22 protein-coding genes are annotated in these 17,964 nt (G+C 61.4%); 9 read left to right on the top strand and 13 right to left on the bottom strand.

All coding sequences use genetic code 11. The features are described from left to right. Positions 1 to 29: 29 nt before the first annotated feature. Positions 30 to 242, bottom strand: coding sequence for a hypothetical protein (locus QRN42_RS07190; RefSeq protein WP_284978581.1), 213 nt, complete (start codon positions 240 to 242; stop codon positions 30 to 32). A gap of 234 nt (positions 243 to 476) precedes the next feature. Here QRN42_RS07190 and QRN42_RS07185 point away from each other — a divergent pair, with 234 nt between their 5' ends. The 4 genes from QRN42_RS07185 to QRN42_RS07170 all read left to right on the top strand — a co-directional run bounded on the left by QRN42_RS07185 (position 477) and on the right by QRN42_RS07170 (position 2,764). Then, complete coding sequence (locus tag QRN42_RS07185; RefSeq protein ID WP_502869482.1) at positions 477 to 1,376, top strand: diacylglycerol/lipid kinase family protein; 900 nt, start codon at positions 477 to 479, stop codon at positions 1,374 to 1,376. A gap of 77 nt (positions 1,377 to 1,453) precedes the next feature. Beyond that, positions 1,454 to 2,017: a GAF domain-containing protein gene (locus tag QRN42_RS07180; protein WP_284978579.1), complete on the top strand. Its 564-nt coding sequence runs from the start codon at positions 1,454 to 1,456 to the stop codon at positions 2,015 to 2,017. Continuing rightward, positions 2,014 to 2,190 carry an ANTAR domain-containing protein gene (locus QRN42_RS07175; RefSeq protein WP_284978578.1) on the top strand — a complete coding sequence of 59 codons (177 nt, stop codon included), beginning with the start codon at positions 2,014 to 2,016 and terminating at the stop codon, positions 2,188 to 2,190. Before QRN42_RS07180 ends, QRN42_RS07175 begins: the two co-directional genes overlap by 4 nt. Positions 2,191 to 2,272: 82 nt before the next feature. Next, positions 2,273 to 2,764, top strand: coding sequence for an SRPBCC family protein (locus tag QRN42_RS07170; RefSeq protein ID WP_284978577.1), 492 nt, complete (start codon positions 2,273 to 2,275; stop codon positions 2,762 to 2,764). Positions 2,765 to 2,827: 63 nt separating this feature from the next. Here QRN42_RS07170 and QRN42_RS07165 read toward each other — a convergent pair whose 3' ends face one another. Further along, the gene (locus QRN42_RS07165) at positions 2,828 to 3,436 is read right to left on the bottom strand and encodes a TetR/AcrR family transcriptional regulator (RefSeq protein ID WP_284978576.1); all 609 of its coding nucleotides are present in this window, start codon (positions 3,434 to 3,436) and stop codon (positions 2,828 to 2,830) included. 191 nt (positions 3,437 to 3,627) lie between these two features. Between QRN42_RS07165 and QRN42_RS07160 the strand changes: the two genes are divergently transcribed. Both QRN42_RS07160 and QRN42_RS07155 read left to right on the top strand, forming a co-directional pair. Then, on the top strand, positions 3,628 to 3,780 hold the full coding sequence (locus QRN42_RS07160; RefSeq protein ID WP_284978575.1) for a hypothetical protein: 153 nt from the start codon (positions 3,628 to 3,630) through the stop codon (positions 3,778 to 3,780). A gap of 184 nt (positions 3,781 to 3,964) precedes the next feature. Further along, positions 3,965 to 4,594: an FMN reductase gene (locus QRN42_RS07155; protein WP_284978574.1), complete on the top strand. Its 630-nt coding sequence runs from the start codon at positions 3,965 to 3,967 to the stop codon at positions 4,592 to 4,594. A gap of 30 nt (positions 4,595 to 4,624) precedes the next feature. Here QRN42_RS07155 and QRN42_RS07150 read toward each other — a convergent pair whose 3' ends face one another. Both QRN42_RS07150 and QRN42_RS07145 read right to left on the bottom strand, forming a co-directional pair. Continuing rightward, a complete protein-coding gene (locus QRN42_RS07150) occupies positions 4,625 to 5,203 on the bottom strand; it encodes a hypothetical protein (RefSeq protein WP_284978573.1) in 579 nt (192 codons plus the stop codon). 5 nt (positions 5,204 to 5,208) lie between these two features. After that, complete coding sequence (locus QRN42_RS07145) at positions 5,209 to 5,682, bottom strand: hypothetical protein (protein WP_284978643.1); 474 nt, start codon at positions 5,680 to 5,682, stop codon at positions 5,209 to 5,211. A 606-nt stretch (positions 5,683 to 6,288) separates the two neighbouring features. On the opposite strand from QRN42_RS07145, the gene dnaB reads away from it, so the two are divergent. After that, positions 6,289 to 7,674, top strand: coding sequence for a replicative DNA helicase (gene dnaB, locus QRN42_RS07140; protein ID WP_284976993.1), 1,386 nt, complete (start codon positions 6,289 to 6,291; stop codon positions 7,672 to 7,674). Here the strand turns inward: dnaB and QRN42_RS07135 are convergent. Next, complete coding sequence (locus tag QRN42_RS07135; protein ID WP_284978572.1) at positions 7,671 to 9,437, bottom strand: amidase; 1,767 nt, start codon at positions 9,435 to 9,437, stop codon at positions 7,671 to 7,673. The genes dnaB and QRN42_RS07135 overlap by 4 nt on opposite strands. A gap of 5 nt (positions 9,438 to 9,442) precedes the next feature. Then, positions 9,443 to 10,486: an agmatine deiminase family protein gene (locus QRN42_RS07130; protein WP_284978571.1), complete on the bottom strand. Its 1,044-nt coding sequence runs from the start codon at positions 10,484 to 10,486 to the stop codon at positions 9,443 to 9,445. A gap of 104 nt (positions 10,487 to 10,590) precedes the next feature. Here QRN42_RS07130 and QRN42_RS07125 point away from each other — a divergent pair, with 104 nt between their 5' ends. Both QRN42_RS07125 and QRN42_RS07120 read left to right on the top strand, forming a co-directional pair. After that, positions 10,591 to 11,232: a TetR/AcrR family transcriptional regulator gene (locus tag QRN42_RS07125; RefSeq protein WP_284978570.1), complete on the top strand. Its 642-nt coding sequence runs from the start codon at positions 10,591 to 10,593 to the stop codon at positions 11,230 to 11,232. A gap of 40 nt (positions 11,233 to 11,272) precedes the next feature. Then, positions 11,273 to 11,914: a GntR family transcriptional regulator gene (locus QRN42_RS07120; protein ID WP_284978569.1), complete on the top strand. Its 642-nt coding sequence runs from the start codon at positions 11,273 to 11,275 to the stop codon at positions 11,912 to 11,914. Positions 11,915 to 12,027: 113 nt separating this feature from the next. Here the strand turns inward: QRN42_RS07120 and QRN42_RS07115 are convergent, their stop codons facing one another. The 7 genes from QRN42_RS07115 to QRN42_RS07085 are packed head-to-tail and all read right to left on the bottom strand — an operon-like array spanning position 12,028 to position 17,957. Further along, the gene (locus tag QRN42_RS07115) at positions 12,028 to 12,552 is read right to left on the bottom strand and encodes a flavin reductase family protein (protein WP_284978568.1); all 525 of its coding nucleotides are present in this window, start codon (positions 12,550 to 12,552) and stop codon (positions 12,028 to 12,030) included. A gap of 1 nt (position 12,553) precedes the next feature. After that, entirely contained in the window at positions 12,554 to 12,910 is a 357-nt protein-coding gene (locus tag QRN42_RS07110) for a cupin domain-containing protein (protein ID WP_284978567.1), read from the bottom strand. Positions 12,911 to 12,913: 3 nt separating this feature from the next. Further along, entirely contained in the window at positions 12,914 to 14,389 is a 1,476-nt protein-coding gene (locus tag QRN42_RS07105) for a 4-hydroxyphenylacetate 3-hydroxylase family protein (RefSeq protein WP_284978566.1), read from the bottom strand. Then, positions 14,386 to 15,069 (bottom strand): DUF2848 family protein, encoded by a 684-nt coding sequence (locus tag QRN42_RS07100; protein WP_284978565.1) that lies wholly within the window; start codon positions 15,067 to 15,069, stop codon positions 14,386 to 14,388. Before QRN42_RS07100 ends, QRN42_RS07105 begins: the two co-directional genes overlap by 4 nt. Positions 15,070 to 15,086: 17 nt before the next feature. Next, positions 15,087 to 15,881, bottom strand: a complete 795-nt coding sequence (locus QRN42_RS07095) for a carbon-nitrogen family hydrolase (protein ID WP_284978564.1) — start codon at positions 15,879 to 15,881, stop codon at positions 15,087 to 15,089. Continuing rightward, positions 15,847 to 16,596: a GntR family transcriptional regulator gene (locus QRN42_RS07090; protein ID WP_284978563.1), complete on the bottom strand. Its 750-nt coding sequence runs from the start codon at positions 16,594 to 16,596 to the stop codon at positions 15,847 to 15,849. The genes QRN42_RS07095 and QRN42_RS07090 overlap by 35 nt, the downstream gene beginning before the upstream one ends. Then, positions 16,593 to 17,957, bottom strand: a complete 1,365-nt coding sequence (locus QRN42_RS07085) for an MFS transporter (RefSeq protein WP_284978562.1) — start codon at positions 17,955 to 17,957, stop codon at positions 16,593 to 16,595. The genes QRN42_RS07090 and QRN42_RS07085 overlap by 4 nt, the downstream gene beginning before the upstream one ends. Positions 17,958 to 17,964 lie beyond the last annotated feature (7 nt).

Genomic DNA, 17,964 nt, shown 5'->3' with positions numbered 1-17,964 from the left:
TGTCGCGGGTTAGGGGAGGTGTCGCTCAATTAGAGGAGGGAGCGCTCCTCCATGTCTTCCATCGCCCAGGCGAGAATCTTCATGTCGAAGGGATCGCGGTCTTCGAGGCCGAAAAGGTAGGCGTCAAAGTCGAGGGGCTCTGCGCTTCCTCCGTTTGCCCAATACCAAGCCCATAAGTCGTCAGAGGATATGTCGTGCTTTTGCACCAGCGTTCTTGCAGCCTGCAGTGGGTCTGATTCCATGGACTTTCCCCGCCGCTGGGGGGCCCGAAGCGTCCGTCAGCTCATTGTCCTTGAGGTCCCCACTTCTGAAGACGCAATTTCATGCTTTCATGTCCGGAGCCCATGCGGAACCCCCGTTCGAACCCCCTTTTCGGACCGCCTTATGCAAGGGGCACTGTCGCTTTGCGAATAGGATGGGAACTTCCGAGGGAAACAGCCGCTGTAAGGTACCTCGCAATGAACCAGGAGCACATCATGGATTCTGCCCGGACCTTTGAATCGATCGTCATCATTTTCAATCCCAACAGCACGGGGGACGCTCCTGAGCTGGCGCAGCAGTTGCATGACAAGCTGCAAGATCTCATCAGCTACGCGCCCGAGATCGTTCTCCGGCCCACGGAACACGCTGGCCACGCCGTCGATCTTGCCCGCGACGCCGCCGCGGGGGACCGCAGCGTCCTGGTGGTATCGGTCAGTGGGGATGGCGGGTACAACGAGGTAGTCAACGGGGTGATGCAGGCGGGGAACCCCAAGGCTGTGTGCGCGGTGCTTGCTGCTGGGAACGCCAACGATCACAGCCGGATCACGGGAACCAAGCCACTCGAGGACGCCATCGTGGAGGGCAGGGTGCGGAACATCGACCTCCTCCGTATCCATACCGGCCAAAACGATGACGAGCCGCTGGAGTACGCGCATTCGTACATCGGATTCGGTCTCAGTCCCGTGGTTGCGACGGAGCTTGAAAAGGGCAGTAAAGGTGCTTTGAAGGAAATGGTGACGGTCATCAAGACCTTCTCCAAGTTCAAGCCGTTCTCCATCCGGCAGTCCGACGGAAAGCGCCGCAAGTTCGATAGCTTGGTCTTCGCCAATATCCGCGAAATGGCCAAGTACGCCACGCTTAGCGAAGCTGAGACCATACCGTCGGACGGGAAGTTCGAGGTGATTGTCTTTCCGCACATGCCCAAGTGGCGAGTTTTGCTGACTGCGTTGCGGGCCACCACGCAGGGATTGGGCGAACAGCCGAGCGTCAGCAGTTACGAGTTCACCACCCTCAAGCCCCTCCCTTACCAGGTGGACGGAGAAGTCAGGACCGTCGACGCCGAGGTCAAGGTGAGGGTGGAAAGCGCCCCGAGCGTCCTGCCAACCATCGGTTAGGGGGAAACCCAGCGGGGATCCCGAGGTTGGATCACGCAACTGTTGTGGGGTGCCGTCGGTTCTTCTAGATTTGATCCATGGTGGCCGAGGATTGGGCAGATGATTTTGAGCGGTTGGTTGATCTCATCGGCGCCACGGAGGATGTTAAGTCCTTCTTGGAGGGTATGACCGGCTTCGGTGCCGGGATGATGACCAGGGTCACCAATACGCGGATCGAATGCGCAGTGACATTGCGTCGACGCAAACGGACGGCGACCCTTGGCGGGAGCAGCGAACGGGCAATCGTGCTGGACCGCATTGAACAGACCTTGGGGCAGGGTCCGTGTGTGGACGCGCTCGATAGTGGGGTCCCTGTACTTTTGGGCGACGTGCATTCGGATCCGCGGTGGCCGAAATACTCGGACGCATTGCTTCAGGCCGGAATCGACAGCGCCTTGGGCGTCCCTATGACCTTGGGGGATGACTCGCAGGCGGTATTGAATTTCTTTGCTCCCGAGGCTGGCCTGTACACCGAGGGCGTGGTCGCTGACGCTGTGTTGTTCGCTGACATGTCCAGTAAGGCCCTGCGTTTGGCACTGAGGATTGCGCTTCCGACCAGCGGGGGGACGACCTTAAGGCCGACATGGAGAGCCGAACCGTGATCGACTTGGCGTGCGGAATGATCATGGCCCAGAACCGCTGCAGCCAAGCCGAGGCGTTCGACGTCCTCCGGAGGGCATCGAGCGATCGCAACCAAAAACTGTATGCCATCGCGATGGACATGGTCTCCCGTGTGTCAGGAGAGCAACGGGCGGAGGCCCATTTCGAAGATTGATCCCACGCTGCTGGCCGAGAATCAATAAGCATGCTTAGCTTAAGGCTATGCCGTTGCTTGATGGCGTGTAGAAAGGATCCACATGTCCACCGTGACCCAGGTCTTTGATTCACCGCCAGCCCACGTCTGGAAGGTGATCGCCGATGGGTGGCTCTACTCCGGTTGGGTTGTGGGTGCTTCGCGGATCCGCGATGTGGACGAGGAGTGGCCGGAGGTCGGCTCGCACCTGCATCACTCGGTGGGTTCGTGGCCGCTGCTGATCAATGACAGCACCCGCGTAACCGCTGCACAGCCGGGGGTGTCCCTGGAGTTGCTGGCCCGGGGATGGCCCATTGGCGAAGCCAAGGTCCGCATCTCCCTCGAAGGCCTCGACGACGGCAGATGTCGGGTTTCCATCGCCGAGGACGCTGTGCGCGGGCCCGGCAAACTGGTTCCCAAGGCGTTGCGAGACCCTTTAATCGACCTGCGTAACCGGGAAACCTTGAAGCGCTTGGAGCTCATGGCCGCCGGTGGGGCCGGACGCAAGAACCAAGAGGCCCAAGGGGACGCGGCGCCAAACCAGGTTGAAGGCTGAGGCTGTTTGCATCAAATGGCGCTGGTCCATAGCGCCTTTCGCCTCCCTTGAGTCGGCAAGGCGTTAGCTGATTGGCATTGATTCTGGTGCCAGGACGGTGTGGGCGTACTGGAGGAGCCACTGTTCTTCCTCGTCGGCTGTGATGGCGCCGGTGAGGACGTCGATCCCATAGCCGTCCTCCAGGGCTACGAAGCTCCGGGCCAGGATGTTCACGGGCATGAGGAGACGGAACTCACCGGTGCCTTGGCACTCTTCGAGCACGCGTTCGTATAGGGCGGCCTGCCGGGAGATGAAGGATTTGTGTTGCGCTGCTGCTGCTTCGTTGCGCAGCACCACCGGGGTCAGCTCATAAAGGATGCGGCTTGCCTCTTCGGCTGGGCCGGGCCGGGGTATCCCCGAGCGAATGCAGGCATGGAGGCGTTCGAGCGGCGTGGTTTCCTGAGCGACGTGCGCCTCGCGCTCTTCGCAGTATTGAACGCTTCCCTTCTCAAATACCGCGGTGAAGAGTTCCTGGACGTCCGGGTAGTAGTAGAGGACGGAGGCGGAGGCCAGTCCGGCTTCTTCGGCTATGTCCGCCAGGCGCATCTCAGTGGAGCCATGCAGCAGGACGGCGTTGGCGGTTGCCGCAATGAGCTGTTCACGCCGCTTCTTCTGGTCTTTCGGTCTGGCCATTAACCGATGATGGCACACCCGAGGCGGTCGGAACCCTTGACAGTCCCGAGTTAATTAATTAAATTTTATTTTATTAATTCATTGTGGCGTGGACCACACCTCCAGAATGGTAGTGATATGAGCAGACCCCTCCCTCTTGCCCTCGTCCAGGCGGCCGGCGTGCCGGGAAGCGATGTTTCGGCCTCGGACCTGTGGCGATCTATCTCGGCCTGGGATGGCTCGCCCTGGGAATCGTCTACCTGGCGATCCTCACCAAGGGTTTCAGAAAGACCCCACCCGAAATGAACACAGAGGCCGACCCGAAGGAAAACCAAGGTACAGCGGAGGCCCGGCTGGGAGCCTGAAGGACCACACTGTCAACAACACCCACGACGGCGGGTGCTCGCCCCTGCGGCGAGCAGCCGCCGTCGTCGCGCAGCACTTACTGCCGGCTAGCCGGAACAGCGGGAATAGCATGAGCCCACGCACTGTTCATTGATTTAGATGCAAATGCATGTAAAGTAAGTGAACGAGCAACAGGAGAATGTCATGGAAACCCGCCGCATCACCGTCCTTTCCGCCGGGCTTGGCGTCCCGTCGTCGAGCCGTTTGCTTGCCGACCAGCTTGCGGCTTCTACCGACAGGCAGCTGCGTGCGGCCGGCTACGACGTGCGGATCGACGTGGTGGAACTGCGGGATCTCGCCGTGGATATCGCTAACAACTTCGTCACCGGATATGCCGCGCCCCGGTTGGCCGAGGTCATTGCGGGCCTCGAAGATTCCGATGGCATCATTGCCGTAAGCCCCATCTTCAGCGCCTCCTACAGCGGATTGTTCAAGTCCTTCATCGATGTCTTGGATCCCAAGTCGCTGGACGGCAAGGCTGTGCTGCTGGGCGCAACAGGCGGCACCGACCGTCACCAGATGGTCCTCGACTACGCCATGCGGCCCCTGTTCAGCTACCTTCGCACCAGGATCGCCGCCACCGGCGTTTTTGCCGGGCCGCAGGACTGGGGCAACACCGACGACGGCGGCTCGCCGCTTTCTGCCCGCGTGGACCGCGCTGCCGGGGAACTCGTCCAGCTGCTGAGCGGCCCGCAGCCGGGCCGCAAGAACGCCACGCTGGACTCGCTTCCCTTTGAACAGCTGCTTGCCGGAATCTCCGGCGGCAGCAGGTAAGCCCTTCGTCTGCAGTTAGGCCCTGGGTAACTAGTCGTCCATGAGCTCCACGAATTCGCGCGCTTGCTTGATGTTGATGTCCGAGTGGCGCGTCAGGGCCAGGGCCGCACCTTCGGTATCCCCGCTCTTGGCCAGGGTTCGGATCCTGCCGTAGATCTCGTCATTGAGCATGTTGCTGCTGACTTCACGCGTGACATCGCCTTTGCTGACGATTGCCCGGTACCGGTACGGGAAACGCTCCGGCTCGTCGTCGTCCTCGTCGGCAAGGGGGCTTTGTGCGGGCCCCTCCTGGGTGAACGGTTGAGGATGGGCGGCCAGCGCGCCGACGGCGTCGCGTGAGGCGCGCAGGCCCTCACCGGTAGCTTGAAGGTAAAGCTTGATGGCGGCCATGCCCTGCCCCTGCGCGATCAGCGAGTAGAGCTGGCGATGCTGCTCTTGGTTTAGCTTGGCAGCCGACTCCCGCGCTAATTCCGCCGGGTCCTTCGGAGTACTGGCGGCCGCGGCACTCTCCTTCGCTTCTTGGGAGTGCTTGGACGCGGCCCGGGTCAGAAGGAGTACCCCCGCTACGACCGCAATGAGTATCAGGAGTGGGATGAGGATGGATTCCATGCGGTTCAGAGCCGATCTACGTAGTTCTTGGCGGTGAGAAGATCCGAATGGGTTGCCTGGCGCAGGACTTTAATGGCCTGGATCCGCTGCCCGTTGCGGACAAGGCTCTGCAGCTGGACGGCGAGCTGGGGGTTGAGCTCGCCATTGGGCATCACGGCCGGATGGGACGAAGATTGTCCCGTGCTCTGGGTTCGTGCGGCCTGTGCCTGGATGGCAATCCTGTTTTGGTCCGATTGCTGGGTCTGTTGCGCTGCATTCTGGCTGGGCTGCGTAGTTGCCTCGATGCGCGCCCTCAGAGCAAGGGCCGCTTGCACTTGGGAAGCTTGGTTCGCAGCTGAGCGCGCGGCCAGTTCGCGCTGGTATCTTTCAGCGTCTGAAAGGCCGGTATCGCGTGGTTTAAAGGCCGAGGTAAGTGCCCAAAGAAGGCCGACGAGGACTACCAGCGGAAGGGCAAGCATCACCACGTCACCAATGTTCATCCCCATGCTTAGAGCTTATGCCAGAACTCGGTTATCCACAGCACATTCCTATTCCGGCATAGCTCCCTAAGAGGGCGCTATCAGATCCTGCGTGGAGAGTAAGATACATCACATTTCGGGCATGCTTAGCACGTTTCCGGCCGGTCCTCCGACACGCGGGGCCGCCACGCCTGTGGATGGTTTTCCACCAAATCTTTATTTGTTCCACAGGTTCATTTCAGCGTTTCCGCAGGTCAGGCCGTGATTTCCGACAAAAGAAATTCTTTATCCACAACCGAACGCACAGTCTGTGCACAACGTGGGGCACGTATTCCACAGGAATCACCGGTTATCCACATGCGGGTGTTGACAACGAGTTAGACGTGGTGCCCATGCGCGACTAGCGTGGCTGGGGTACCTGACCTAGGTATCAATGTGATTGGTTTGATTGCTATCCGCTTCGTAGCCAGCCCTCAAGTGAAGCCGCCCCGGCGGACTTGTGGACAAACTTGTGGATACTTTCCTCATGCTGCATGACCGCTTCGCGGGCGACTGAAGTTTCAATGTCTGTGCCTCGATGTAGAACCGGATCAGCTAATAAATGCGGTACACACATGGAGGACGGCTTTGTCAGTAACCCACTTGGACTCAATCGAGGGCACGAGGTCATCCGAATCGAGCCGAAAGCCTCCCCAGGACATTCCCGCCGAACAGTCGGTATTGGGCGGCATGATGCTTTCCAAGGACGCGATTGCCGACGTCGTGGAGATCGTTCGCGGCCACGACTTCTACCGGCCGGCCCACGAGACGATCTATGAGTCCATCATTGACCTGTACGGGCGGGGTGAACCGGCCGATGCCGTCACGGTCTCCGATGAGCTGACAAAGCGCGGGGAGATCAACCGGATCGGCGGTCCGGCCTACCTTCACGAATTGATTCAAACCGTCCCCACCGCAGCGAATGCAGGCTACTACGCCGAGATCGTCGCTGAACGTGCGGTACTCCGGCGGCTCGTCAACGCCGGCACCAAGATTGTCCAGATGGGGTACGGCCAGGATGGCGAGGTAGAAGACCTCGTCAACCAAGCACAGGCCGAGGTGTACGCGGTTGCGGAGAAGCGCACCGCTGAGGACTACGTGGCGTTGAAGGACGTCATGGAAGCCACGGTGGATGAGATCGAGGCATCGGGTCACCGCGGCGAAGGCATGACCGGTGTGCCAACGGGCTTCTACGAGCTCGATGACCTCACGCATGGCCTCCACCCGGGGCAGATGATCGTCATCGCCGCACGTCCCGCCGTCGGTAAGTCAACCTTCGCGTTGGACTTTGCCCGCTCCGCAGCTATCAAGAACAATCTGGCTACGGTGATGTTCTCCTTGGAAATGGGGCGGAACGAGATCGCCATGCGCCTGCTCTCGGCCGAGGCGACGATCGGCCTGCAGGACCTTCGCAAGGGCACCATCAAGGACGAGCAATGGTCCAAGATCGCCACCACCATGGGGCGAATGAACGATGCCCCGTTGTTCATCGATGACAGCCCCAACATGTCGCTCATGGAAATCCGTGCCAAGTGCCGTCGCCTCAAACAGCAGCACGACCTCAAACTGGTGATCCTCGACTACCTCCAGCTGATGAGCTCCGGCAAGAAAGTGGAGTCACGCCAGCAGGAAGTCTCCGAGTTTTCCCGGGCACTCAAACTGCTCGCCAAGGAACTCCAAGTTCCCGTCATTGCACTGTCGCAGCTGAACCGTGGATCCGAGCAGCGCCAGGACAAGCGCCCCATGGTGTCCGACCTCCGTGAATCAGGCTCCATCGAGCAGGACGCGGACATGGTGATCCTGCTTCACCGCGAGGACGTCTACGACAAAGAATCGCCGCGAGCCGGTGAGGCCGACATCCTCATTGCCAAGCACCGTAACGGCCCCACCAAGGACATCGTTGTTGCGTTCCAAGGCCACTACTCGCGCTTTGCCAACATGGCCGGGGACACAGCTGGTGGCGGCGGCTTCTAGGAGACCCCTGCCGTTGTGAGGGGGAGGGCCGCATGGCCACCCGCCGTCCTCAGGCGAGGCGTCCGCGGTGGTTCGGTCCGCCGTCGTTCCAGTGCTTCGAAGGCCGAAGCCAGGCTTAGCAGCAGCGTGTCGTCATAGGCCCTTCCGGCAAAAGTCAGACCCACGGGCATGGCCGTATCGGCCATGGTGCCCATGGGAACCGTGACCGTCGGGATGCCCAGGTGGCGCGGCACGAGGTTCCCGTTGGCCACCCAAACTCCGTTGCGCCAGCCCAGGTCTGCCGAGTCGGGGTTAAGGTCCATATCGGACGGCCCGACGTCGGCCACCGCCGGGAACAGTACGGCGTCCAGGGCGTTGCGGTCCATCCAGTCCTCAAGGTCCGTTGTCCTCGTCTGTTCAAGGCCGCGAAGGCCTTGTTCAAGGGATGGAATGTCAGCCCAGGAAGTCACCGCTCCGGTGCGGATGAGTTCGGGATAGGCCGCGATGTCGTCGTCGAAACCGGTATACCGGTCAGGAAGGGCACCTTCGGGGTGGGGGAAAATGGATGCGCCGTCCACGTCCCTCAGCGAACTAAGTTCAGGGTCTCCGTTGGCGTTCAGGAAGTCTTCCCACGCCCAGGCGCTGAGCTCCATGACTTCCTGCCGGAGGTACGACGGCGGAACAAGGCCCCGCGTCCACACCGTGGGGGATCCGGGGCGGTCGCCTTCATAGTTGGAGACCACCGGAAAGTCGACCAGTACAACTTCTGCCCCGGCCGCCTCGAGTGCCTTCCGGGCGTCGTCCCAGAGTTTGAGCACCGACGGCCGGGTGTGGATGCGCTGGCCGGTTGGCCCGCCGATCCCGGGGTGCTCGCCAGTTCCGGCATCAGGGTCTGCGTTGATGTACATCTTGGGGACGCCGAACCTTTTGCCGCTCAGGGACTCCGCTGCCGCTGCCGCGTCACTTGGCGTCAAAGGAGCGTAGGACGCGGGCCGGACGTCCGAGACCTTGGGAAGGGGAATCCACGGCTGTGTCCGCCACAGGTCGCCGCGGCTTTCGGCGTCCTCCGCAACAATGACGTCCAGAACCTGGAGCATGTCCGCCATGGTCCTGGTGTGTGGAACCACCACATCCATGCTGGGCACCAACGGCCAGTTGCCGCGCACGGAAATGACTCCCCTCGAAGGGGTATACGCGCATAGCGCGTTGTTCGACGCCGGCGCCCGGCCGCTTGACCAGGTCTCTTCGCCCAAGCCAAAAGCGGCAAAGCTGGCCGCAGTGGCAGTGCCCGAGCCGTTGGATGAGCCGGAGCCAAAGGCTGAAGTAAGAAATTCGCCGTTGTACGGGCTTTCCGCCCTGCCATAGACCCCGCGCTGCATCCCGCCGTTGGCCATGGGGGGCATATTCGTCAGGCCGATCAGGACTGCCCCGCCTGCGCGCAACCGCTCGATGGTGAAGGCGTCCTTCTGCGCGACGAGTTCCTTGAAGGCAGGTGAGCCGGCTGCGGCGGTGAGCCCTTTCACGAGGAAGCTGTCCTTCGCCGTGTACGGGACCCCGTCCAGAGGGCCGAGCAGCAGCCCCCGGGCCCGGCGTTCATCCGAGGCCCGCGCATCCGCCAGGACATCCGGGTTGAAGACAACAACCGAATTCAAACGGATACCGGAGTGGTCATATTCAGCGATGCGGTCCAAGTAAAGCCTGACCAGGTCCTCGCTGCTGATGACTCCGGCATCAAGGGCCTCCCGTATTTCGCTAATCGATGCTTCGACAACATCAAAAGGCATGATCGTCATTTCCCTTCCGGCTGGGTGGACGGCTGTTGCTGGGTGATGCAGTGGATGCCGCCGCCCCGGGCGAGGATCGGACGGGCGTCGATGGTGACCACTTTGCGGCCGGGATAGGCATCGGCGAGGATCTCGGCGGCGATGGCGTCCGCCTTCTCCTCACCGTAGCCACAGGCAATGACTCCCCCGTTGACAACGAGGTGGTTGACGTAGCTCCAGTCCACCCATCCCTCGTCGTCGCGCAGGGCTTGGGGAGCGGGAAGGTCGATGATGTCGAACTTTTCTCCGGTGGCGTCTGTCTGGGTCTCAAGGAAGGACCTGAGGCCGCGGGACACCTCGAAGTCCGGGTGGTCCGGGTTGGATTGCACGTGCAGCAGGACTTTTCCGGGAGCCGGCATGGTGGCAACCATGTCCACGTGTCCGCGCGTCCCAAAATCCTCGTAATCCCTGGTCAGTCCGCGCGGTAGCCAGACAGTCTTTTGCGCCCCGATGGTCCTGGCGAATTCGGATTCGACGGCGGTTTTGTCGGCGAAGGGGTTCCGGGCCGGATCCAGTTGCACGGTCTCGGTGGCGAGAACCGTGCCACGTCCATCAACGTGGATCGCCCCGCCTTCATTGACAAGGAGGGAACTGACCAGTTCAGCACCTGCTTCCTCAGCTATGAAACGTCCAAGCTGTGCACTCTTTTGCCACTCAGCCCATGCGGGGGCGCCCCAGCCATTGAATATCCAGTCGACAGCTCCGAGCACGCCCGGCCGGGACTCGTCGATCACGAAAGTCGGACCCACATCCCGCATCCAGAACTCGTCCAACGGAGCCTCGCGTTGCTCGATGTCCCGTCCCAACCTGTTCGCTGCGCGCTCACGCTCGCTGGGATCCACCACCATTGTTACCGGCTCGAACTCAGCGATCGCCAAGGCCACCGTAGACCATGCGTCGTATGCCTCATTGGCTGAGGCCTCATCAGTGCCAAGGGTTTGTCCGGCGCGGGGGAATGCCATCCAGGTTCGGTCATGGCGTGCGGTTTCGGAGGGCATTGACCACGTCATCGCTGGTCCTTCTTTCAAGTACTTGGGTGTTTCGGTCTAGGGGACCGATGTGCTTTGTTGATCACATGATCAATTAGCAAAACTTTATTTTACACTTGGAAGTGATGTCAAACACTCCGAGAAAACCGAGCAGCCGCAAGGCACCCCACGAGCGTGCGCAGGAGATCACCGACGCAGCCCGGACCATCGCCTTGGAAGAGGGGTTGGGCGCCATCACGTTGAGGGGAGTAGCGGCTCGGATCGGAGTGGCGTCCGGACTTATCGCCCACTACGAGCCAAGCGTCGAGGCACTGGTTGCCCGCATCTTCGGCTCGATCGTCTCAGAGGAGATCGCAGAGGTTCGGTCGACCCTCGAAGTGATCGCCGGTCCCGGTGCGCGCCTGGGCTACTTGGTGGAAACCATGCTCGAAGCGAAGCGTTTGGACGTGACGGCAGTGTGGGTGGACGCATGGACCCTCGGGCGTCGCAGTGAGCTGTTGGCGGCCACCGTGCGGAGCCAAATGGATGCTTGGCAGGACGTCATCCGGGTGGTTCTCGATGAGGGCCAAGCAGCGGGAGAATTTTCCATGCCGGATGCCCAAGCGGTGGCTTGGCAGATATTGGGAATGGTGGACGGGCTCAACGCCCAAGCCTTGGTGCGCTGGGAGGGGGTCCCTGACCGTGGAACGCATCTGGCCCGAGCGGTGGAGGTGATGGTGGGGGCCGCGGACGGACTTTTGGCACCGGCGCACCCGCACTACACCTAAAATGCAGGCCGTATACTGGGCATCGCAAGGAAGGCACACTATGAACCAGTTCTCCCCGGCAGCCCAGTCAGCGCCGGAGGTCGCCTATCAGTGGATGAAGAGCTACATCGCAGCACTCCCACGTGATGAAGAGACCTTCCTCAACGAGGCCGTCCTCGCACAGTCCACGGGGACTTCACGCACCCCGGTCCGTGAGGCGCTCCTCCGCTTGGAAGCCGAAGGATTCGTGAAGCGAATCCCGCATAAGGGCGCGTACGTTCCGCTGATTTCGGATCCGGAGGTCAGGGCGATCCTGCAAGCGCGTGCCGTCATTGAAAAGTGGGCTGTTTCCGCGCAGTCGAGCTTCCCGGAAAGCCAGATCCACCTGCTCCAGGGCATCATTGATCAGCAATTGGAAGCCGCGGAGGACGCCGCGAGGTTCATTGAGCTGGATACCGAATTCCACACGTCAATGGTCCAAGCAGGCGGCAATCCCGTTCTCACTGACTTCTACGCCTCCCTGCGGCAGCGGCAACTGCGCATCGGCGTTCGCGCTGTTACCCAAGGCGCGGACCGGACCCACGATGTGCTCCGTGAGCACCAATTGATTGTGGACGCCCTCCGGAAGCAAAGTGCCGAAGCTGCACATGAGGCAATCGACGCCCACCTGGAATCCACCCGGCAGACCGTGATCGGTTACTAGGCCGACGGCTATCACGTGAGGCTACTAGCCCACGACAGGCCGCCCGGCTCATGAAAGGCCGCCCCAAACCCGTGACGGGATCGGAGCGGCCTTTCGTGGCACGGCTTCGAGGGCTAGAAAGTCCAGGGCATCGCGTCGTGGTTGAAGTCCCGGAACGAACCGAATTTTCCGGCGTTGAAGGCCAATCCTTCCCCGTCGCGGTCGCGGCAGGAAACCACCTGGCCGAAAAAGACCTGGTGATCACCGACGTCGTACTGATGCACGACTGCGCATTCGGCTTGGGACAGGGCGCCCCTGATGACCGACAGGCCGCCGTCCGTCGTGTCGAATTCGCCGGCCTCAAACCGCGCGCCGCCGCGCTGGGCAAACTGGCGGGCCACGGCTTCCTGCTTGGCTCCGAGGATGGATATCGCGAATTTCCCGCTGGCCAGCACGGCGTCACCGGTCCGGGTATTGAAATTGAGCGAGATCATCAGGATGGGCGGGTCCAGGCTGATCGAGGTGAGGGAGTTAATGGTCATGCCGTATTGCTCACCGTCATGTTCCGTGGTCACCACCGCGACGCCGGTCAGGAACCGGCCCATCGTCCGGCGCATGGCCAGGCCATCCGGGGTAGCGAAGACTGCTGGGGTACCCATGTCAGCTGTTTCCGTCCTGGTAGTAGCGCACTTCAAACATCTTGGCTCCAGTCTCGGAAATCCAAGGACCATGTTCCATCCCGGGCGGGCGGGTGGCCCAGTCGCCGGCGCTGAAGGTTTTGCCCAGGCGTTGGTCCACAAAGGAGCCTTCGAAAATGAAGACTTCTTCCCAGAAATCGTGGGTCAGCACGCCATTGGGGGAGGTATCGGTGCCCGGCTCGAATTTAAGGATACGCGTGACGGAGTCGTTGGAATCGTCGCGGGCCAGGACGGCCTCGGAAAGTCCCTCGATGTGCGGCACGCAGGGCCTGAACTCCACTGAAGTGACGGGTGTGAACTCGAATTCGGGCTTAGCCATGGCTTAGCTCTCCTCCTTGCGGCCATCAATGCCGTAGCCTGCGAGGAACTCATCGAGTTCGGCAACCTGCGCGTCGTAGCCGTAGTTGCGGTACGTGTACACGCCCTTGACCACGAACGGGGCGCCTGCGTAGAAGAGCTCGTACTGTTGGTGCCGCCCGGCGAACTCGGAGCCGATGATGTCCCACGCCAAGCGGAACAATTTGATGCGTTCCTCACTGGTGACGCCAGGAGAAGTAATGTACCGCTCGACGTCGGGGGCGGTCACCGGGCTCTTCATGTCAGCAATGCTGGAAGGCAGCTGCAGCACCCCGCCGCCAACCAGGTCCCGCAGAATGGCGATGACCCGAGGGTAGGTCTCAGATTGCAGGCCCATGACGCCGTAGAGAGCACGCTTTCCGGGGACCAGCATTCCCGAGGAATCTGCTTTGGCGGTGTATTCCGCAGCCAGCAAAGCCGACTCCACTGACGAGACCAAGGCGGCGAGTTCGCCTAGTTTTTCTTGGACTCCGGGGATTTTGTCGGTTCCGTTGACCTGGGTGATCTTGCGGGCCACCGCCGCGATGAACTGGAGCTTGGTGGTGAAACGGGTTTGTGCCTGCCAGTTTCCCAAAGCGTGGGCTCCGGTTTCGAAGAACTGGCGGCGTAGCGTTTCAACGTTGCGGTCGATAAACACGCGCTCCCAGGGGACGAGGACGTCCTCGAATATGACCAAAGAGTCAGGCTCGTCGTACCGGCTGGTCAGTGGGTAATCGAACTCGCTGGTGGCGGCCGGTGCGAAAGGACGCCGGCACAGGAACTTCAACCCTTCCGTGGCCGACGGCAAGGCGAAGCTGATGGCGAAGTCCACATCGTCCGGGCCCAGCGGCTTGATACAGGTTATGAAGACTTCGTCAGCAATGGCACCGCCGGTGGCGAGCATTTGGGACCCGCGGACGATCAGGCCCTCTTCGGTTTCCCTGACAACACCGACCTGCAGGAAGTCACCTTCCCAGCCGGACGCGGTGGTGGCCCTGGATACCTGGGGCGGAATGATTGCGTAGGAAACATACAGGTTCTCGGCCAGGATCCGCTCGTAATACCGGCGGATGTTACCGGCGAAGTCGTGCTCTGCGTTGTCCCGGTTTTCGAACACCTCCGGGTGGGCACCGAAAGCGGCGAAGAACGTGCCAACATGGTCCGGGCTGCGTCCAACCCAACCGTGGGTGTGCTTGGCCCAACGCTCAACAGCTTGGCGGCGCAGCTTCAGTTCTTCCGCGGTGCGGGGGATGCTGAAGACGCGGTTCGCGGGGCCGTTGATTTCTGCACTGTGGTACTGCATGCCGTTGTCGGGGTCGGCAGCGATGTCGAACAGCTCGGCGATCGTGCCGATGACGTTGCGGAACGCAGGGTGTTCGGCGACGTTCTGGACTGCCTCCCCGTCAATAAGTACGGTGCGCCCATCGTTGAGGGTCTTGATGTACTCGTCTCCGGTCCTCATGACTGGTTTCCTTTCGTAATCGTGTACGTGTGGTCGATAGTGGCGCCGTCGGGAAAGGTGAGTTCGAGCCGCCATTCGCGGCCGTAAATGAAGTCACCGCCGATGACGGGCAGCGTCCCGCCGAGGCAGACGAAGTCCCGGTCCCCGATCGGGTTGCGTTCAAGGAAGAGGCCGACGACGTTTGCAGGGGTCCGTAGGCCGTTCAAGGTCCCGTCCTGGTAGAGGCGGCCGTCCACCCAGGTGCGGGCCTGGCACTCGTCGAGGGAGAGTTCCTGAAGCTCCGGTATCGGAATGACGGTCCCGGCCACCGGTTTGGGGCAGGCCCGCTTCGAATCACCGATATCCAGTGTTTCAACGTAACGATCCGTGTGGTCCGAGGCGATGCCGAAATAGTACCGCCCGTTGTGCCGGATGTAGAGGGGTTCGATCTCCCCGGAGGTTTTGTCGCCGACGACAGTGACCCCTGCCGCAGCGGTGATGGTGGTGCTCTCCACTGGGTAGAACATTGGAATGGTTGGCGGCGGTGCGACCCCGATGGCGGCCAGCTCGTCGATGTGGTGCTGTACAGCGGCGGCATCACGGCCGGTATACCCGGCCACGACGGCGTAGAAGTCCGTCAGCTCGATCTTCTCGCCGGTGCCGGCGACGTCGAACGTCAGCGTTTCGGTAGTGGTCTTCATTTTGCTCTGCTTCCTGGTCAGTGGGTGAGGCCCGAATAGTCCGGGAGGCGGTCAGCGATGACCGGGAATTCCCGACGGGTGGTCTGGACAATGCCGGGGTCGATACTCACCCGGATGACTTCTTCGCCTGCATCGGCCTCGGCCAGAAGCCGGCCCGCCGGATCCACGACCCGGCTCGCGCCGCCCAGTTCCACGCCCTCTTGGGTTCCGGAGGCGTTGCAGGCAATGACAAAAACTTGGTGTTCGACGGCGCGCGCTGAGGTGAGCAGCCTCCAGTGCTCCCTGCGCGTGGCGGGCCAGGCGGCGGGAACGATCACGATCTCTGCACCGCGGAGGCTCAGCTCTGACCAAAGCCCCGGAAAACGGAGGTCGTAGCAGGTGATTCCTGCCGTCTTTCCGAACGGTGTGTCGGCAACCGGCAACGAGGTGCCTGGCGTGAGGAGATCAGCTTCCAGGGACTGGTAGCCAAAAACGTGGAGTTTCGAATATTTGTGGGCAATTTTGCCCTCGTGATTGATCAAGACCGAGGTGTTGTGCAGTGCTCCGTCTTCGGTGCGTTCGATGATGCTGCCAACGTGGACGAAGGTGCCGAGGTCCTTTGCCACCGCTGAGCACATTGTGACGGTGGGGCCCTCCAACGTCTCTGCCAGGTCCTCGTATTGGGTGAAGTGGCAGTAGCCTGCGCTCCAGAGCTCAGGAAGGACGATGAGGTCCGCGCCTGCTTGTTCACGCAGAAGCTTCTCGGTTCGTTCGATGCGCTGCGTTTGGTTCTCGTTGTCAGGGCTGGATAGCTGGACGAGAGCGATGTCCATGGGACTCCTTCAGTTTCGGTGGGCTGTTGAGGGCCTGTGCCGTTGGTCGTGCCGCCTGGCTCCCGCCCGCGTTGGCGGGGAGTGCTTTCAGGGCCGTGAGTGTGGACACGAGGTGGCTGTGCACAGCAGCCGAGGCGAGTTGTGAATCTTGGGTTCGGATGGCATCGACAATGGTGCGATGCTCGGCTACGACGTGGTCACTGCGGCCCTGACTGTCCTGGATTGCTTTGACGCCCATTCGCTGCTGCTTGATCCGTTGGGAGTCGTAGAGTTCCTCCAGTGCGGGGTTGCCGGCTGCATGAACGATGTGCTTGTGGAAGCGGATGTCGCAGTCGATGAACGCCACCGGGTCAGCCAAGCTCTCCTCCTGCGTCAGCAGGAGAAGATCAAGCTCCGGGCCGAGCCTACCCAGGGACGTCACCTTGCGGACGGCCCAGTCCTCGATAACGTGCCGGACTTCCATCATGCTCTCAATGTCCTGAGCGGTCAGCGCCGGGACATACGCGCCCTTGTGGGGCACGCGCCGAAGAAGACCTGCCGCTTCAAGCCGGAGCAGCGCATCACGGACGGGGGTCCGGGAGACTCCGGCAGCCTCAGCGATCGCATTTTCGGTGAAGAAGGCGTCCTGATCCCAAGGATGTGAGGAGATTTCCCTGCGCAGCCAGAGGTATGCGATCTCCGGAGACGTGGGAGTGGGGTCTTGGAAGGTGCTCACCGTTGCGTCGGCCGCCCTGCCAAGTTGTTGTCGTCAAGGTCGCTCAGTTTGATGTTCTTGGTTTCCTTGGCGAAGGACACTGACACGATTGAGATCACGCCCATGAGTGCGAGGTAGAGCCCGATGGCTTGGCCCGACCCGAACGCTTGGTACAGGGCAAGGTCGATAATGGGCGAGAGGGAGCCCGCGATCAGGGATGCCAGGTTGTAGGCAACAGAGGTTCCGCTGTACCTGACTTTGGTGGGGAACAGCTCGGAGAAGAACGCGCCGATGACCGCACTGTACGCGGCGAAGATCAACAGCCCACCCACTGCGGCGATGATAATCATCGCCGGCTGGCGGGTGTCCAGAAGCGCAAAGAAGGCAAAGCCCCATGCCACGGTGGCTATGGAGGCACCTATCATCACCGGTTTGCGGCCCATGCGGTCCGCAAACATCGCAAGGACGGGAATGGCAACTACTGCCACTCCTTGACCAACCATCACGGCAGTAAGGCCGGTTTGGCGGTCCATTTTGAGGATCTCCGTGACGTAGGTGATGAGGAACAAGGAATATATGTAGAAGCCTGCGTTTTCACCCATGCGGCTGCCGGCAGCGATGAGGATTTCTTTCCAGTTACCACGGAAGAGCTCTGCCAGCGGCAATTTGGTCCGTTTGGAGTGCTCGGCTTCGGCTTTGGCCTGCGAGGCGAGGAACAACGGGGTCTCTTGGACGTATAAGCGCAGGATGAGGCCAACAATGACCAGCAGCGCGGAGACGCCGAAAGCGATTCGCCAGCCCCAGGCAAGGAAGGCCGGTTGGGGCATCATCGCTGAGAGTACGGCCAGGACGCCAGCGGCCATGAGGTTTCCCAGCGGAGGACCGACGTTCGGCCACGAAGCCCAGAACGCGCGTTTGGTCGTGTTGTCGCTGTATTCGGAAACGAGGAGCACAGCGCCACCCCATTCGCCTCCGAGGGCAAAACCCTGGATCAGGCGAAGAATCAGGAGGATAAGGGGTGCAGCGACACCGATCGAAGCGTAGGGCGGGATGAAGGCGATGAGTGCTGTGGCGATGCCCATCAGAAGCAGGCTCGCAATCAGCGTGGACTTGCGTCCGTGCTTGTCGCCGAGATGGCCCAGCACGATAGCGCCGAGAGGGCGGGAGATGAAGCCCGCGGCAAAGGTGCCTAAAGCCAGCATGGTGCCGACGAAGGGATCAGCGGTGGGAAAGAACAGTTTGTTGAAGACGAGGGCGGCCGCGGTGCCGTACAGGAAGAAGTCATACCATTCGACGGCGGTGCCGGCGAGGCTGGATGCAGCAACTGCGGGGAGCGAGGTGTGCTTGCGCACGGTTTGCTCCTGTTGGGACACACTGCTCATGGGGTTC

Origin of the sequence: Arthrobacter sp. fls2-241-R2A-200 (assembly GCF_030209745.1) — a bacterium.
GTDB lineage: Bacteria > Actinomycetota > Actinomycetes > Actinomycetales > Micrococcaceae > Arthrobacter.
The sequence above is the reverse complement of the archived record's forward strand: the minus strand, read 5'-3'. Positions and strand labels throughout refer to the sequence as shown.

Bases quoted from the DNA above. Each gene is read 5' to 3' on its own strand.
- QRN42_RS07130 (WP_284978571.1), bottom strand. From the start codon at position 10,486: ATGACGTGGTCAATGCCCTCCGAAACCGCACGCCATGACCGAACCTGG.
- QRN42_RS07135 (WP_284978572.1), bottom strand. From the start codon at position 9,437: ATGCCTTTTGATGTTGTCGAAGCATCGATTAGCGAAATACGGGAGGCC.
- QRN42_RS07085 (WP_284978562.1), bottom strand. From the start codon at position 17,957: ATGAGCAGTGTGTCCCAACAGGAGCAAACCGTGCGCAAGCACACCTCG.
- QRN42_RS07145 (WP_284978643.1), bottom strand. From the start codon at position 5,682: ATGAACATTGGTGACGTGGTGATGCTTGCCCTTCCGCTGGTAGTCCTC.
- QRN42_RS07150 (WP_284978573.1), bottom strand. From the start codon at position 5,203: ATGGAATCCATCCTCATCCCACTCCTGATACTCATTGCGGTCGTAGCG.
- QRN42_RS07095 (WP_284978564.1), bottom strand. From the start codon at position 15,881: ATGGACATCGCTCTCGTCCAGCTATCCAGCCCTGACAACGAGAACCAA.
- QRN42_RS07100 (WP_284978565.1), bottom strand. From the start codon at position 15,069: ATGAAGACCACTACCGAAACGCTGACGTTCGACGTCGCCGGCACCGGC.
- QRN42_RS07155 (WP_284978574.1), top strand. From the start codon at position 3,965: ATGGAAACCCGCCGCATCACCGTCCTTTCCGCCGGGCTTGGCGTCCCG.
- QRN42_RS07190 (WP_284978581.1), bottom strand. From the start codon at position 242: ATGGAATCAGACCCACTGCAGGCTGCAAGAACGCTGGTGCAAAAGCAC.
- QRN42_RS07120 (WP_284978569.1), top strand. From the start codon at position 11,273: ATGAACCAGTTCTCCCCGGCAGCCCAGTCAGCGCCGGAGGTCGCCTAT.
- QRN42_RS07185 (WP_502869482.1), top strand. From the start codon at position 477: ATGGATTCTGCCCGGACCTTTGAATCGATCGTCATCATTTTCAATCCC.
- QRN42_RS07115 (WP_284978568.1), bottom strand. From the start codon at position 12,552: ATGGGTACCCCAGCAGTCTTCGCTACCCCGGATGGCCTGGCCATGCGC.
- QRN42_RS07165 (WP_284978576.1), bottom strand. From the start codon at position 3,436: ATGGCCAGACCGAAAGACCAGAAGAAGCGGCGTGAACAGCTCATTGCG.
- QRN42_RS07105 (WP_284978566.1), bottom strand. From the start codon at position 14,389: ATGAGGACCGGAGACGAGTACATCAAGACCCTCAACGATGGGCGCACC.
- QRN42_RS07170 (WP_284978577.1), top strand. From the start codon at position 2,273: ATGTCCACCGTGACCCAGGTCTTTGATTCACCGCCAGCCCACGTCTGG.
- QRN42_RS07180 (WP_284978579.1), top strand. From the start codon at position 1,454: ATGGTGGCCGAGGATTGGGCAGATGATTTTGAGCGGTTGGTTGATCTC.
- QRN42_RS07110 (WP_284978567.1), bottom strand. From the start codon at position 12,910: ATGGCTAAGCCCGAATTCGAGTTCACACCCGTCACTTCAGTGGAGTTC.
- QRN42_RS07125 (WP_284978570.1), top strand. From the start codon at position 10,591: ATGTCAAACACTCCGAGAAAACCGAGCAGCCGCAAGGCACCCCACGAG.